The sequence below is a fragment of the Limosilactobacillus viscerum genome (assembly GCF_947387525.1).
GTDB lineage: Bacteria > Bacillota > Bacilli > Lactobacillales > Lactobacillaceae > Limosilactobacillus > Limosilactobacillus viscerum.
In genome coordinates this window covers 1-15,242 of the sequence record NZ_CANDNW010000037.1, presented here as the reverse complement: position 1 = coordinate 15,242, position 15,242 = coordinate 1, and the positions used below count along the sequence as shown (strand labels likewise).

The 15,242-nt window shown below is 45.1% G+C and carries 17 protein-coding genes; 13 read left to right on the top strand and 4 right to left on the bottom strand.

The window, feature by feature from the left end; translation table 11 throughout:
- Positions 1 to 280: 280 nt before the first annotated feature.
- Complete coding sequence (locus QOS07_RS08485; protein ID WP_283588522.1) at positions 281 to 2,812, bottom strand: M1 family metallopeptidase; 2,532 nt, start codon at positions 2,810 to 2,812, stop codon at positions 281 to 283.
- Positions 2,813 to 2,981: 169 nt separating this feature from the next.
- On the opposite strand from QOS07_RS08485, the gene QOS07_RS08480 reads away from it, so the two are divergent.
- Positions 2,982 to 3,245, top strand: a complete 264-nt coding sequence (locus QOS07_RS08480) for a type II toxin-antitoxin system RelB/DinJ family antitoxin (RefSeq protein WP_283588521.1) — start codon at positions 2,982 to 2,984, stop codon at positions 3,243 to 3,245.
- Positions 3,245 to 3,517: a Txe/YoeB family addiction module toxin gene (locus tag QOS07_RS08475; RefSeq protein ID WP_283588520.1), complete on the top strand. Its 273-nt coding sequence runs from the start codon at positions 3,245 to 3,247 to the stop codon at positions 3,515 to 3,517. Before QOS07_RS08480 ends, QOS07_RS08475 begins: the two co-directional genes overlap by 1 nt.
- A gap of 66 nt (positions 3,518 to 3,583) precedes the next feature.
- Here QOS07_RS08475 and QOS07_RS08470 read toward each other — a convergent pair whose 3' ends face one another.
- On the bottom strand, positions 3,584 to 4,225 hold the full coding sequence (locus QOS07_RS08470) for an NAD(P)H-binding protein (RefSeq protein ID WP_283588519.1): 642 nt from the start codon (positions 4,223 to 4,225) through the stop codon (positions 3,584 to 3,586).
- 160 nt (positions 4,226 to 4,385) lie between these two features.
- On the opposite strand from QOS07_RS08470, the gene QOS07_RS08465 reads away from it, so the two are divergent.
- From QOS07_RS08465 to QOS07_RS08450, 4 genes are all read left to right on the top strand, one after another.
- A complete protein-coding gene (locus tag QOS07_RS08465; RefSeq protein ID WP_408613362.1) occupies positions 4,386 to 5,678 on the top strand; it encodes a C1 family peptidase in 1,293 nt (430 codons plus the stop codon).
- A 256-nt stretch (positions 5,679 to 5,934) separates the two neighbouring features.
- On the top strand, positions 5,935 to 6,108 hold the full coding sequence (locus tag QOS07_RS08460) for a CsbD family protein (protein WP_283588525.1): 174 nt from the start codon (positions 5,935 to 5,937) through the stop codon (positions 6,106 to 6,108).
- 13 nt (positions 6,109 to 6,121) lie between these two features.
- Positions 6,122 to 6,370, top strand: a complete 249-nt coding sequence (locus tag QOS07_RS08455; protein ID WP_283588518.1) for a GlsB/YeaQ/YmgE family stress response membrane protein — start codon at positions 6,122 to 6,124, stop codon at positions 6,368 to 6,370.
- Between the two features lie 147 nt (positions 6,371 to 6,517).
- On the top strand, positions 6,518 to 6,865 hold the full coding sequence (locus QOS07_RS08450; protein ID WP_283588517.1) for a carboxymuconolactone decarboxylase family protein: 348 nt from the start codon (positions 6,518 to 6,520) through the stop codon (positions 6,863 to 6,865).
- A gap of 111 nt (positions 6,866 to 6,976) precedes the next feature.
- On the opposite strand, the gene QOS07_RS08445 is transcribed toward QOS07_RS08450, so the two are convergent.
- Complete coding sequence (locus tag QOS07_RS08445; protein WP_283588516.1) at positions 6,977 to 7,411, bottom strand: winged helix-turn-helix transcriptional regulator; 435 nt, start codon at positions 7,409 to 7,411, stop codon at positions 6,977 to 6,979.
- A complete protein-coding gene (locus tag QOS07_RS08440) occupies positions 7,411 to 8,418 on the bottom strand; it encodes a hydroxyacid dehydrogenase (RefSeq protein WP_283588524.1) in 1,008 nt (335 codons plus the stop codon). The genes QOS07_RS08445 and QOS07_RS08440 overlap by 1 nt, the downstream gene beginning before the upstream one ends.
- A 175-nt stretch (positions 8,419 to 8,593) precedes the next feature.
- Here QOS07_RS08440 and QOS07_RS08435 point away from each other — a divergent pair, with 175 nt between their 5' ends.
- The 7 genes from QOS07_RS08435 to QOS07_RS08405 all read left to right on the top strand — a co-directional run bounded on the left by QOS07_RS08435 (position 8,594) and on the right by QOS07_RS08405 (position 15,106).
- Complete coding sequence (locus tag QOS07_RS08435; protein ID WP_283588515.1) at positions 8,594 to 9,250, top strand: NAD(P)H-binding protein; 657 nt, start codon at positions 8,594 to 8,596, stop codon at positions 9,248 to 9,250.
- Between the two features lie 147 nt (positions 9,251 to 9,397).
- On the top strand, positions 9,398 to 10,492 hold the full coding sequence (gene asd / locus QOS07_RS08430; protein ID WP_283588514.1) for an aspartate-semialdehyde dehydrogenase: 1,095 nt from the start codon (positions 9,398 to 9,400) through the stop codon (positions 10,490 to 10,492).
- Between the two features lie 179 nt (positions 10,493 to 10,671).
- Entirely contained in the window at positions 10,672 to 11,340 is a 669-nt protein-coding gene (locus tag QOS07_RS08425) for an NAD(P)H-binding protein (protein ID WP_283588513.1), read from the top strand.
- 391 nt (positions 11,341 to 11,731) lie between these two features.
- Positions 11,732 to 12,520, top strand: coding sequence for a glucose-1-dehydrogenase (locus tag QOS07_RS08420; RefSeq protein WP_283588523.1), 789 nt, complete (start codon positions 11,732 to 11,734; stop codon positions 12,518 to 12,520).
- A gap of 86 nt (positions 12,521 to 12,606) precedes the next feature.
- On the top strand, positions 12,607 to 13,533 hold the full coding sequence (locus QOS07_RS08415; protein WP_283588512.1) for a YczE/YyaS/YitT family protein: 927 nt from the start codon (positions 12,607 to 12,609) through the stop codon (positions 13,531 to 13,533).
- 150 nt (positions 13,534 to 13,683) lie between these two features.
- Positions 13,684 to 14,337, top strand: a complete 654-nt coding sequence (locus QOS07_RS08410) for a histidine phosphatase family protein (RefSeq protein WP_283588511.1) — start codon at positions 13,684 to 13,686, stop codon at positions 14,335 to 14,337.
- Between the two features lie 145 nt (positions 14,338 to 14,482).
- Positions 14,483 to 15,106 (top strand): flavodoxin, encoded by a 624-nt coding sequence (locus QOS07_RS08405; RefSeq protein ID WP_283588510.1) that lies wholly within the window; start codon positions 14,483 to 14,485, stop codon positions 15,104 to 15,106.
- Positions 15,107 to 15,242: the final 136 nt, after the last annotated feature.

Genomic DNA, 15,242 nt, shown 5'->3' with positions numbered 1-15,242 from the left:
ATACCTGATGTCACGCCGAATGGCGTTTTTGCATTTACCACCAATTAGGTGGCTAACTTCATTCTATAATCCACCAAAGTTATAAAATAAGCGAAAAAGTTATAAAAAGTTATAAAATAAAAACTTCAGTAAGTGACAGATGCAATACACAAATAAGGCCCAGCGTTCAGCAAAATTTGATGCTGAACACTGGACCTTTTTATGTTTGTAAGGATTCACGGTTATAACTTTACGTTGAACTGCAAAGTTGTAACCTTGTTCTCCCTAGCTTTTTTATTGATTAGTTTTCTGCAATAGCCGCATTAACTGCTGCTTGTTCTTTTTCAATTAATGCAACCTTGCTATCGATGATACTAATATCCATCTTAATTTCCCGGGTTAGGCCAGGAGTGTTGACCTTAGGTTCGAAGAATTCCTTGAACTCAGCCAGGCGGGTTGGAGTGTGGAAGATGCCAGAAGCAACGGTGATGTAAGTAGCAAATTCCATGTCGCCACCAACTGTTTCTTCAAGCCAGTCCCAATTATTCCGCAGCCAGTCCCAGGCAGCTTCTTGACCCGCATTGTTAGCCAGAACACCACGGAACCATGCACGGAGGTCTTGTGGCTTAATGACTTTGGCATCCTTGTAGTGACCAATGATGAGCTTGATGAGCTCGGGGTCCGTCGTTGTTGGAATAGCCATCCGTAAGTCAGCCTTATAGCTGGCATCAGCTGTTTGCTGGTAAGCCGTCAGTAACTTATCAAAGAGTGCACGACTACCGTAGTTTTGCACTTCGTTCTTCAATACTAATCCCCGAATGTCTGCAGACAAGGCCAACAGGTTATCCTGGTGGTCAATGAAGATTTGGTGGGCTTCCTTAATTGAATCCTTATTCTTGGCGTAGAGGGAAGCATTGAGGACGTATGGCCGGGTCAGTTGGTCATCATTACTCTCCACAGCTTTTGGCAGCCAACCGAGCCGGGTAACTTGCTCCTTGCTTAGTTGGTCAAAGAAGGCCTTCAGCTGGACTTCTTCATTGGAGCCTGGTTGAACAAACATCTTCAAGCTATTAGCAATGTGGTAGAGTTCTGCGTTAACAATTGCGGAATGGCTCCCGGCAAAACGGGTCAGCAGGGGGATTAAGTTAGCATAGGAAATCTGTTGTCCTTCTGCTAGTAGGCGAAGGTCCTGGAGGAGTTGCCGTTGTGCAATAGCGTCGAGGTTGTCGGCGTGGTCCAGGATATCCTTTAACAGTTGGTCATCGTACTTAACAATAAAGTGCGAATTATTACCGACGTTAAGCCGGAATGGCTTGCCGTTTTGTTGCCGTAGTTCATCATAGTTGCCAAGGACAACTTCCTTATCTGCCATGATCTTAGGTGCTGCGTTATAGTTGGCATTCAATGGAATTTGCCAAGTGCGTCCCTTGTCTTCACCCGCGCCGATGAAGAATTGTTGCTGGCGCAGGACTAATTGTCCTTGGTCATCAACTTTTGCAGAAACAACCGGGTAACCTGGTTGTTCTAGCCATGACTTCATGATTTCACCGATATTTAGGCCAGAAGCATCACCAAGGGCCTTCCACAGGTCACCACCAGCAGCGTTATTGTACTTGTGGGCAGCAAAGTAATTCTTCAACCCCTTCCGGAGAGCATCATCACCAAGCAGCGCCCGGACCATTACTAGCATCCGCGATCCCTTAGCGTAAACAATTGCTGGGTCAAAGATGGAGTCAATTTCGGCCGGATTATTAACGTCAACGTGGACCGGTTGAACACCATCCGTGGCGTCCCGTTGCAGGGCCATCGGTGCTTCAGAAGTTTGGAATAGCTCCCAAATCTTCCAGTCTGGTTGGAGGGCAGCAACGGAAACGTATTCCATCATGTTGGCAAAGCTTTCGTTGAGCCAGAGGTCGTCCCACCACTTCATTGTTACCAGGTCACCAAACCACTGGTGGGCCAGTTCGTGGGTAATAACGGTAGCTACTAGTTGCTTCATGTCGAGTGACGTGTTATCTGGGTCGAGCAGTAGGTAGGCTTCCCGGTAAGTTACCAGGCCCCAGTTTTCCATCGCACCGGCTGAAAAGTCGGGAAGGGCTAGTTGCCAAGAGTGAGGTAGTGGGTATGGGGTTTGGTAAAAGTCTTCATAAAATTCAATTGCCCGCTTGGCGATATCTAGGGCAAAGTCGAGTTCCTTGGCCTGGTGAGCCTTGGTTGCAAAAACGCCGACCCGTACACCGGACTTAGTTTCAGTCATCTTGCTTTGTAGTTCACCAAATGCGAAGGCAACGAGGTAGGATGACATCCGAACAGTTTGGTCGAAGTAGTGGACGCCGTTTTCTTCATGGTTTTCTGGCATGTTGGCAATAATCGTTTCACCGGCATGTTCGTCAAACTTGATGGCCAAAGAGAAGGTGGCCTTGGCGGCTGGTTCATCGACACACGGGAAGGCTTGCCGGGCCGCGGTAGTTTCAAACTGGGTTCCGATAATTTGCTTCTGTTCACCGTTGACCTCGTAGTAGGATGGGTAAATCCCCATCATCGTGTCGGTCAGTGGGGCGGTGTAGTCAATGGCTAATTTGACATCGCCAGCTGATGGAAGGGTGATTTCGATTGCTTCCTCATCGTCCTTGACGGTGAACGGTACTTGCTTGTTATCGACAGTTACATCATTAATGTGTAAAAACTTCTGGTTGATTTTGATTACGGGTTGGCTGGCATGACCGTTGATGGTCGTTGTACCAGCAATTGTCTTTTCTGCCCGGTTGATGTCAAGGTAGACATCATAGTGGTCGGGTTGGAAGACATCATAGAGTCGTTGGTTTTCTGCCATAATATTCACTTCTCCTTTATTAGGATATTTCTAATTATACCGCTTTACAGTCGAATCGTTTGCTGATTAGCTTAGCACTGAAAAATAATAGTTATTAATCATAAATAGTTTATTGCAAGGCTTAACGGATGTACAATGTTAGTACAAAGTGATAACAGGAGGTAATAAAATGGCTAACGATACCAAAGTAACCGCACGAATGGACCCAGAGTTAAAGAATGAGGCAGAAGCATTATTAGATGACATGGGATTAAATTTTTCGGTTTGGATTACCTTAGCTACGAAGGCGCTTGTAAATCAAAAAAAGATTCCGTTTGAAATTAAGGCTAGCCCGTTCTTCAGTCAAGCTAACACGGCAGAACTAAAGAAACGCTTTGCTGATTATAAAAAAGGCAAAGGTATCTCTTCACATGGTCTCTTAGAGGATAAGTAATGTTTTCGTGGAATGATGAGGCCTGGGATGAATACTTGTCCTGGCAAAGAGAAGATAAGAAAACACTGAAACAAATTAACAAATTGATTAAGTCAATCCAACGTGACGGATACAGCAAAGGACTTGGAAAACCAGAACCGTTAAAGGGCGAGCTGCAGGGATTGTGGTCAAGGAGAATTAATGACGTTGATCGTCTTACTTATGTTCCTGAAGATAAAGGCAATTTTACGATTCTACAATGTAAGACCCATTACGAGCGATTGAAAAAATAATAAAGAGGAAACCGTTGCCTGACCTTTCATCACGGGTTAGGTGACAGCTCCCTCTTTTATATTTATCTATAGCTTTGTAATTGCGTCGTCAATAGCAGTATCGCCACTCTGCATCATAATGACCTTGCAAATAGTGTTTTTGGCGTTAAGGACCGCGGCTAGTACCTTGGCTACATCAGGGATTGGGTTGGTGCTATCATTGCCCTCACCAAAGGTTACCTTGCTTGTTCCTTCCTCTTCGGTTAAGGTTGCAGGTTGAATGATTGTGTAGTCTAAATCGGTGTCGTTAACCAAGTAGTTATCGGCAAAGAATTTAGCAATGTTGTAATCGGTGATGGCAGCTAAGGCTGGGTAGTCGGCCCACTTTTCAGGTTGGAGGGCATACATTGAACTCAGCATAATGTAACGTTTGATACCGGCACGTTTAGCGGCCTGCATCGTCTTGACCGCGCCCATGGCGTCAGTTTGGAGTAGGTCCTTACCCCGGGAACCAGCGACGAAGTAAATGGCATCAACCCCGGCAAACAGTGAAGCGATTTTAGCAACATCACCATGTAGGTCGAGCTTGACCGGAGTAACCCCAGGCAGTTCAATTGTTTTTTCCGGGTGCCGGGCACCAGCGACAACTTGATTACCGTCTGCCACTAAGTCCTTAATCAACTCGGTTGCGACCCGGCCGGAACCACCGACAATAAATACTTTACTCATTGTAATTCCTCCTTTTAATTTTCATTCTTAGTCTAACTTACTTTCAACTGGTCACCAAGCTAAAAGGTCTGCTGTTTCTAACGAAGTGCGCTATCATAGATATAAGCTAATTAAAAGATAAAGAGGGATTATTGTGACTGAAAAAGAATTAACAGCTAAAATGGTTGAAAGTTACCACAAGACCTTCCATGAGCGCCAGGATGCGGATGTAATTTCCCGGGCTATTCAAAAAAACGGGATTAAAAACGCAAGTGAAGATCCCGCTGCCAGCAAGCGACTCCACCGGGCTTTCTCTTATGAAATCAAGACGGGGAAGCCAAGCAACCAGCGGCACAGTGGTCGTTGCTGGTCTTTTGCTACCCTGAATACACTTCGCCATAAATTTGCTAAGAAGTATAATTTCAAGGACTTTGAACTTTCCCAGAACTACCTATTCTTCTGGGACCGGATTGAGCGGGCAAACATGTTCTTCCAGAAGATCATTGAAACGGCCGGCAAGCCACTCCATGACCGGCTAGTGGACTTCTACCTGAACTTTGCACTGAACGACGGTGGTCAGTGGGCTAACGCCGCTTCAATCGTTGAGAAGTATGGAGTTGTTCCTGAATACGTCATGCCGGACACCCACAATACTAAGGATACTAGCGATGTGGCCGAAGTAATGAACTACTTGATGCGCAAGGATGCATTAGAACTGCGCCGGCTTGTTAAGGACGGTGCTAGTGATGATGAATTAGCAACGGCTCAAAAAGCAATGATGGCCGATGTTTACAAGGTGGCCGCCTACGCCTTTGGTGAACCACCGGCAAAGTTTGACCTGGAATTCAAAGACGATGATAAGAAATTCCACCAGGTACTAGGATTAACGCCGCTGGACTTCTACCACCAATACTTTGACACAAACTTTAATGACTACGTGGTGGTCACAAACGCGCCAGACCATGAATATGGTAAGGTTTATTCAATGCCAACCCAGGATAGCGTTGTTGGCGGGGTACCAATCAAGTTTATGAACGTACCATTCAAGGACATGCAAGAAGCTGCAATTAAGCAGTTAAAGGCTGGGGAAACAGTTTGGGTCGGTAACGATGTCCTTCAACAAATGGACCGTAAGCGGGGCCTGATGGATGCTAAGCTTTACCACCGTGCTGAATTACTTGATGTAGACTTTACGATGGACAAGAAGGACCGGCTCGAATCGCGGCAAGCAATGGTTTCCCATGCAATGACCCTGACAGGTTTTGACATGGTAAACGACCAGCCAAGCCGGTGGAAGATTGAAAACAGTTGGGGTAAGGACAATGGTGATAATGGTTACTTTGTCATGACCCAGGACTGGTTTGAAGAATATACCTATGAAGCAGTAATCAACAAGAAGTACCTAAGCGCCGACCTGCAAAAGTTGGCTGATAGCGAACCAGTTGAATTGACTGCTTGGGATTCACTGCAATAGTAATAAGGGAGCTCCTTAGTATTCATTTGCGAATACGAGGGAGCTTTTTTAATACTAAGCACCCACCAAATGTCTGATTATTTCTTAAGATGGTCTAAGATCATTAATTAACTTGTAAGCTAAGTGCTTACCAATTGTGGTGTGGTTAAGCAATTGCTAAAATTATAATCACTAAATACCACTAGTCACCAGGAAAATGGAGGGTGACCTCCACGATGTCAGTTACTAATGTTTCTAAAAGAAAGGCTGATTAATGATGGTTAGCGATAAGCACGGATTAAAAGACCGGCTGGCTGGTTCCCTCAAGGAAATACAGGGAAAAATAACCAAGGACAAGCCAAAAGAGGTAGAGGGCAAGCTCCAGAAGACACGGGGCAAGGTTAAGGATAAGGCCCAAGACATAAAAGATGATTTAGATAAGAAAAAGTAAGAGGTGAGGTAGTATGCATTGGATTTGGGTATTAATTGTTGGTGGTGTGATCGGATTGATCGCTGGGATGCTTACCAAGCGTGGCGGCTCGATGGGCACGATCAGTAACATTATTGCTGGGCTGGTTGGTTCGGCAATTGGTGAAGCAATTCTTGGTTCTTGGGGCCCGCAGGTTGCGGGGATGGCAATTATCCCATCGATTATCGGGGCGGTAATTTTAGTCCTGATTGTCTCTTTCATTTTTGGAATTAAGCGTGACTAGGTTATTATATCTTTTGCGACTGGGAAGTTACTCCCGGTCTTTTTTATTGTGTGTTAAATTTAAGGGCCTTGCCCGCTTGTGAAAGCGCTCGCAACGCTGTAAGATAAACTTGAAAGTATCGTTGGTTCGGGAAAGGAAGTTTTTATAATGGCTGATTACAATGAGGAACTGTCAGAAGTAATTGATAACAATCGGAACCTCTTCAAAAGTACTGGCTCAACTGGGAAAGCATTCTTAAACTTGCATAGCGAAGCAGTTAAGGATGGTGTCCTTGATAGTAAGACCAAGGCATTACAGGCACTCGGCATTGCAATTGCGCTCCGTTGTGAGGGCTGTATTGTTCAGCATACCAAGGGAGCAATTAAACTTGGCGCTACCCGGGATGAAATTATTGAAACGATCAATGTAGCAATCATGATGGGCGGCGGTCCAGCTACTGTCTATGGTGGCAAGGCCCTTGCCTGTGCTGACCAATATCTTGAAAAACAAAAGTAAATAGAGAATCGTAAGAATGAATAAGGCCCAGAGTTCAGCTTTTTGCCGGACACTGGGCCTTATTTGATATTGTATGTTTACTGTTGGCTCCTATATTTCACATGAAACATTTTATTTTTGGCGAACAATTTCTTGCTTCCAGTGGTGGAGGTGCTGCTTGGTAATCACGTACAGCCCGTCATCACCAACCTGCTTCATTTGGTCGGTGCACATTATCTTAACATTAGGGCTCTCAGCCGCCTTTTGTTCACTCCAGTAGTTGAGGTAACGGAGGGCGGCGTAAAGGTTTTCGCCTTCATCGGTTAACCGATATTCAACGTGCGGGGGCATCGTATTGAAACTTTTCCGGTCCACAATGCCAGAATCCACCATTTCACGTAATTGGTCACTGAGAACTTTGTGCGAGGTGCCGAGTTGTTTCACAAGTTCACCGGTCCGTCGTGGGTGCCCCGCTAATAGGTAAAGAATAACTGGCTTCCACTTTCCGCCGATGATTGAAATCGCGTATTCTGCACCTGTGTTAAACATTTTAGTAGGGGTTGTCATTACTTTTCCTCCTTAGCTGGATTAACAACGAGTTTAAATACTTTTTCCAGCTGGCCCGTTAAGTAGTAAACGATATTTTGACAGGAAATCGTTTGAAGAGCAGTTAATGAGTCAGTACTGTAAAAGGCGGTATGCGGTGTGATAAGGACATTTTCCCGGCCGACGAGGAGGTTATGTGCTAAGTCGGGAAACTCAGTGGCAAGAACATCTAGTGCCGCGCCCCGCAATTGACCTGCATCCAATGCCGCAACAAGGGCTTGTTCATCGACTTCTGCACCCCGGGCCATGTTGATGAAATAAGGGTGCTTAGTCATTTGTGCGAAGCGGTCCGCGGTGAAAAAGTCATGGTTACTGTCATTAAGGTTCATGTGGTTAGTTACCACGTCAGCACGAGATAGTAAGTCAGTTACGCTGACCAATTGGACCTGGTTAGCCACCTTGGCGTAATTTTCCTTGCTGATAAATGGGTCGTTGGCGAGTACGGTCATGCCAAGTGCAGCTGCTTTTTTAGCGACCGACCGGCCAATTTTACCAAGGCCAAAGATCCCCAGGGTCAGGTTGCTAAGCCGGCAATTTGGTTGGGCATAGTCATACCGCCATTGATGGTGCTGATCAACATCGGTTAGGTATGCTTTGAGATTACGAACTAGTGCAAGCATTGTCGTGATGGTGAATTCGGCAACGTCTTCGGTGCAGTACTCGCCAACCGGGCAGACAGCGACGTGGTGGCGTTTGGCGGCAGCCAGGTCAACGTTATCATAACCGGTAGCATTAATTGAAATAACCTTGAGCTGGGGCGCAGCTGCTAGAACGTCTTCATCAACCTTAATAAAGGCGGTTAATAGTGCATCAGCATCATGTATTTCCTGTAAGAATTTAGCTCGTTGATCATCGTGGTACGGAAAAATGACAACCTGACAATCTGCTAATCCCTGCATTAACACCTGCTTTTCAAGCTCATGAGTTGGCATCATTGATTCAGGATAATCAGCAATTACAATTTTCATCATAGCCCCTCCTTAGTTACTGCCATTATATTGCAAATTAATTTAAATTGCGCGAGTCACTGTCTCCCAAGTATATCTTACCTTAGTGTAACTATCTTACCGGAAAGTGCTTACTTTTAATAAGTTGCAGTCCTACTATACTGGTAAGTGAATTAAGCGACAGGAGGAATAAAAAATGACAAAACAAGTTCTAGTTTTAGGCGCTACTGGTAAGATTGCTGGGCACGCAATTGAAGCACTCCTTAAAAATACTGATGACCACCTACTTTTATTTACCCGTCACCCACAAAATCTGACGAATATTGATGAAGACCGGGAAACGGTGATTAAGGGTGATACTCTTGAAACAGGAAGTCTTGATGCCGCAGTTGAAATGGCTGACGTGGTTTACGCTAATCTGCGGAACCCCGAAATTGAACAACAGGCTAAGAATATCGTTGCAGCAATGGATAAGAACGGGGTTAAGCAGTTAGTTTGGATCTCTTCCATTGGAATTTATGATGAAGTTCCAGGAAAGTTTGGTGACTGGAACAATGAAATGCTCGGTGGCGGTCAAGAAAATAGCTATCTTGGAACTTACCGGAAGGCAGCTGACGTCATCTCTGCTTCAGATCTTGACTACACAATTATCCGGCCTGCTTGGTTAACCGATAAGGATGAGGTTGATTATGAGACGACCAACCGCGGCGAAGACTTCAAGGGGACCGAAGTTTCACGGAAGTCAATTGGTTACTTTGTTGCGAAGGTAATCGCTAACCCTAGTGAATATGCACGAATGGATCTGGGGGTAAATAAGCCGAATACTGACGGCGACAAGCCAGCTTGGTATTAATAATTAAGCAAAAAGAAGAACTGCTAGCATGCGGTAGCATTTCTTCTTTTCTTTTTTAAGGATATGTTGTGGAATCTTTCCGTTAATGAGTGTATATTAGAACATAATTAGAAAATAATGAAAAATATAACGCGGAGGGGTTTCGTAATGAGCGAAAAGTTAAAAGTTGGTGTGATTGGTGCGACTGGAATGGTCGGCCAACGTTTTGTCACTTTACTTGCTAACCACCCTTGGTTTGAAGTAACTACGGTTGCGGCAAGTAAGCACAGTGCTGGTCAAAAGTACGGTGAAGCCGTTAAGGACCGTTGGAAGATGGGGGACACCCCAATTCCGGAAGGCGTTAAGGACCTGACGATTTTGGATGCCGAAGATGTTGATAAGGTTGCTTCACAAGTGGACTTCGTTTTCTCCGCTGTCCACATGGATAAGGATGCCATCCGTAAGCTCGAAGAAGAATATGCTAAGCACGAAACACCCGTTGTTTCTAACAATAGTGCCCACCGTTGGACACCGGACGTACCAATGGTTGTTCCAGAAATTAATCCGGACCATACTGAAGTAATTAAGTACCAACGTGAACGGCTTGGTACTAAGCGTGGCTTTATTGCGGTAAAGCCAAATTGTTCGATTCAAAGTTATACGCCAGCCCTGGCAGCCTGGATGAAATTTGAACCAACCCAAGCCTTAGCATGTACCTACCAGGCAATTTCAGGCGCGGGGAAGACCTTGGAAGGCGCACCCGAAATTCAAGGAAACGTTATTCCTTATATTCCAGGTGAAGAGAAGAAGTCAGAGGATGAACCACTGAAGATTTGGGGTCATGTCGATGATGAAAAGAAGGAAATTGTTCCTGCAGAATCACCAGTGATCACTAGTCAATGTTTACGGGTACCAGTCCTGTATGGGCACACGGTAGCGGCCTTTGTGAACTTCAAGCAGAACCCAAGCAAGGAAGACCTAATTAAGGCGCTGGAAGATTACAGTGGTGAACCACAAAAGCTTGGTTTGCCAAGTGCACCAAAGCAATTTATCCAGTACCTTGATGATGATTTCCGTCCTCAAGTACGTTATGATGTCAACTTTGAACACGGAATGGGAATTTCAATTGGTCGTCTCCGTCCAGACAAGATCTTTGACTGGAAGTTCGTGGGCTTATCCCACAACACTGCTCGTGGTGCCGCTGGTGGTGCCATCGAACTAGCCGAATTGTTGAAGGCAAAGGGCTACATTGAAGCAAAGTAATTTATAGGTAATTAAAAGCGCAAAGCAGAACTAGTCACGGCGTCTGCTTTGCGCTTTTGCTATTCATTCGGCTATACATAAAACGTATAACACCATACTGATTCGGCAATTTTCAAGGTGCTCCTTCCTCGTTAGAATATAGTCACGATGATTGATAAACGAGAAAGGATGATAAGCAAATGAAGTTAGCTATCTTAGCTGCCAACGGCCAAATTGCACGGATCGTTGAACAACGCATTTTGAACGAAGACCAATTCAAGGGGGTTGACTTAACCCTAATGTTGCGGAATAGTAACCGTCTTAGTGACCTTACTGATAACCCCCGTGTAACAATTTTAGAAGGGGACTTGAACAACCCTGCTGATGTTGAAAAGGCCGTTGCTGGTCAAGACATGGTCTTCAACGCTGTTATTGACCATGATGATGCTGGTCACAACCATCCAACTCATAACATTATTAATGCAATGAAGAAGGAAGGCGTTGACCGCCTAATCCTTACCAACTTACTTGGTATCTACGATGAAGTTCCTGGTGAATTCGGTAAGTGGAACCGTGATACCTGCTTCGGTGGAACCGTTACTGATGACAACGCTGCGGTAACTTCTGACCGTTTAGCTGCTGAATCTGGCCTGGACTACACCACTCTTCGTTTGCCATGGTTAAACGACCGCGATGAAGTTAAGTACACCATTACCCACCGCGATGATGAATTCGTTGGTGTTTCTGGTTCCCGCCAAAGCATTGCCGACGTTGTTTTGAAGATCGTTGCCGATCCAACTTTTGGTAGCAATGATAGTTTAGGTATTGCTGATCCTGACACCCAGGGCAGCAACCGTCCAGTTTACTAAAATTAACGACATTCATTAATACAAAATCGTGCCATTGTGAGCGGCACGATTTTTTTAATCGGTTTAGTATACACATATAGCATAGTGTTATAAGAAATTGGAAATTTTCAAATATAGTATGCATAGATATAATAATAATCGTTGATTGGTTACAGGAACTCAACAGTTCAGTTAGCAAGTCATTAATAAGAATTACTTATGATTATGAGCTGACTTTGAAATTGTTAGTAAGTAAGTTGAATCCTAAAATAAAGACAATCAATGACGAACGGATAGGAGGGAATAGCAATGATTATTAATCAATTAATTGGATTAACAGTTTTGGTAGGAATTTTGCTACTTCTTATCATGACGCCACAAAATTAATAAGGAAATGAAAGGAATGACACAAATGGTATACAAAGATTTAACAGGTAAGGTTGCAGTAATCACTGGTGGTTCTAAGGGTATCGGGAACGCCATTGCTAAGCGTTACGGTGAAGAAAAGATGAAAGTGGTTATCAACTACAACTCTGATAAGGCCGGTGCCGACAAGGCTGTTCAAGAAATTAAGGATGCCGGCGGTGACGGTGTTGCCGTTCAAGCTGATATCTCCAGTGAAGAAGGCGTTCAAAAGTTATTAGATGCTGCCGTTGAAAACTTCGGTGACCTTGATGTTTGGATCAACAATGCCGGGATGGAAAATCAACACCCAACCAACGAATTGAGTTTGAAGGATTGGCAACGGGTAATTGACGTTAACCTGACAGGTGCATTCCTTGGTTCCAAGGCCGCATTAAACTACTTCTTGAAGAACAACAAGAAGGGGAACATTATCAACATGTCCTCTGTTCACGAACAAATTCCTTGGCCAACCTTTGCCCACTATGCTGCAAGCAAGGGTGGGGTAAAGCTCTTCACTGAAACAATTGCCATGGAATACGCTGAAAAGGGTATCCGGGTTAACTCAATCGGCCCTGGTGCAATTAACACTCCAATTAACGCGAAGAAGTTTGCGGATCCTGAACAACTGAAGACTACTACTGACATGATTCCAATGAAGCGTGTCGGTGACCCTTCAGAAGTTGCTGCCGCTGCTGCTTGGTTAGCATCAGACGAATCTAGTTACGTTACTGGAATCACCCTCTTTGTTGATGGTGGGATGACACTTTACCCAGCATTCCAAGGCGGTAAGGGCTAATTCATAATTCACATATCTTTAACTAATTAAAGGGGCCGTGGTCCCTTTTAATATACATAAATTAACTAAAAGGGAAGGTAGTAATCATGGAAAAAGTACGAAAGTTTTCAATTTCAAACATTGTCTGGCGAACCTTAATGTTATTTGCTGGAATTACCATTTTATCACTGGGAACCGCGTTCTTGCGTGGTGGTAATGTCGGGCTAGACCCCTTTACTGCAGTTAATACCGGTATTTCTGGCCACCTCCACCTCAGCTTAGGGGTTTACCAACTGGCAATTAACCTCCTGATTTTCGTCTTTATCATTATTATGGACCGGAAGAAGATCGGGATTGGAACTGTCCTGAACATGGTATTGGTTGGTTTTGAAATTCAATGGTTCTCTGCACTGTACACCAGTATCTTTGGGACCCACTTGAACGCCATCATTATCATCTCCAACCTGATCATTGGGCTGCTCCTCTTTACGCTGGGTGCTTCAATGTACATGGGTGCTGACTTGGGGGTAGCACCATATGATGCAATTGCACCGATCTTGTCTGACCGTTTCCACACCCAGTACCGGACCATCCGGATTGCCCAGGACGTCCTCTTTATGATTGCTGGTTTCCTGGTTGGTGGTCCAGTTGGTTTAGGGACCGTAATCGTGGCCTTCTTCACTGGTCCGCTGATTACCTACTGGGACCGGCACGTTAGCCAGCCAATGCGGAAGACGATTGATGGAATGCAAAAGGTTTCTTCTGGTGGTGCCCGGATTGGTTACCTTCTGACTAACTTTGGTAAGAGTTCCTACAACTTGGTTACCCAGTCATATGAACTGACTAACCTGATGCAGTGCCGGCTCTCCCAATACTCACCAAAGGACCTGCAAGACCAGCTAGAAATTACCCAGCGGAACATGAAGATTGCCCAGGCCTCCTATGAGAGTTCCCAGCACCGCTACAACATGCTGCGGGAAGAGATTCGTCGTCGACAACGGGCCGCTACGGAGATGAATGATGATAACCAATAGCTAAAACATTCTAAAATTAACACTCCTTATGAGATGCTCCTAAGTTGGATCTTTTATTCAATTTAGGAGCATTTTATTATGTATCATAGGGGATGGAAGAGCCCTTACAACAAGTATGCTGGTAATCGACTATGTAGGAGGAAAATAAAAATGGCAATAACAGTTTATTTTGTGCGCCACGGGGAAACTTACTTTAACCGGTTTGCACGTTTGCAGGGATGGTCTGATACACCGCTAACGGATAATGGTAAGCAGGATGCAATCCGGGTGGGTCAGACACTGGCGCCCTTACGGATTGACTACTTATTTTCTAGTGATCTGAAGCGGGCAGTCGACACGGCCCGGTTACTAATTGCTCAGGTCCCTGGTGCTAAGATGACAGAACCGGTCCAAAAGAAGTTCTTCCGGGAAACCTTCTATGGCTCATTTGAGGGCCACAGTAATGAGGAGGCAGCTATCTGGGCTAGTTACCTCGGTCAGAAGCGTTTCCGGCGAATCAGTGAGACCGTTGAGGAATTCGGGGCCGAAAAGACTTATGATATGTTGAAGGCTGCCGACCCGGCCCACTTAGCAGAGGATAGCAAGCAGCTAACAGCCCGGGTTACACGGGCAATGCAGTTTTTACGGGGACTTCCCGACGGTAGCAATGTAGTAGTGGTTGCCCATGGTTCAATCATTCAGTACATTGCTAGTATTTACGACCGGTCAAAAAAGTATGGCAGTCTGGAGAATGGCGCCATGATGAAGCTTGAATTGAGCGGTCAACAGGTAGCCGTGAAGTCCTTTAATCAGCTTCAACTATAAAAAGGCCGTCCAGATTTTTGACTAAAGAACTGGACGGCTTTTCAGTATACAAACAGGGTATAGTAATATAAATATCTAGTAATTTTCAGCGGCACCTTTCCTAGTTAGAATAGTGACAACAAATCAAAGAGGAAAGGTGATCAAGATGAAAAAGGTAAGTCGTAAGTGGATTGCACTAATTGCAGTCGTCGTTTTGGCAATTGTGGGTGGTGTGATTATTAATAACCATCGCCAAGTATCGGCAGCCAACAGTAAGGGGAAGCGGACGCTCATTGTTTACTTCTCTAGAACACAGGGAATTTATGGTAGAAACCTGCGAATCGGCAATACTAAGCGGATTGCGGATGATATCCAAAAGAAGACCGGCGGGACCGAGTTTGAAATCCGTCCGCAAAAGGACTACCCAAGTGACTATGACCAAACTGCCCGCTTAGCTGACCAGGAACGGCGTGAAGGTGCCCGCCCCGCAATCAAGGGACCAATGCCTGATGTCAGCAAGTACGACACCATCTTTATCGGGTCACCAGTTTGGTACAACACCTACCCAATGGTTGTCCGGACCTTCATGGATCGGGTTAACTTGAACAGTAGCAGTAAGACGGTTATCCCATTCACAACTAACGAAGGTTCCGGCCTTGGTGAAACGCCAGACGTTTTGAAGAGCCAATATCCAAATGCCAAGACGCGGCAAGGATTTACGGTTCGGGGAACCCAAGCAGCACATGCCCGGAACCAAGTTAACCGTTGGCTTGACCGGTTGGGTTACTAAAATTTGCGGGGTTATGATATAAGTCCCGCTACATAGGTATAAATAACGCAATATGCAGAAGAGGGCGCGAGACAGAAGTCGTTTACGACTTCGTTTTCGAGCCCCCGCGAGCACAAATAGAGGTCTAGAGTTCGTC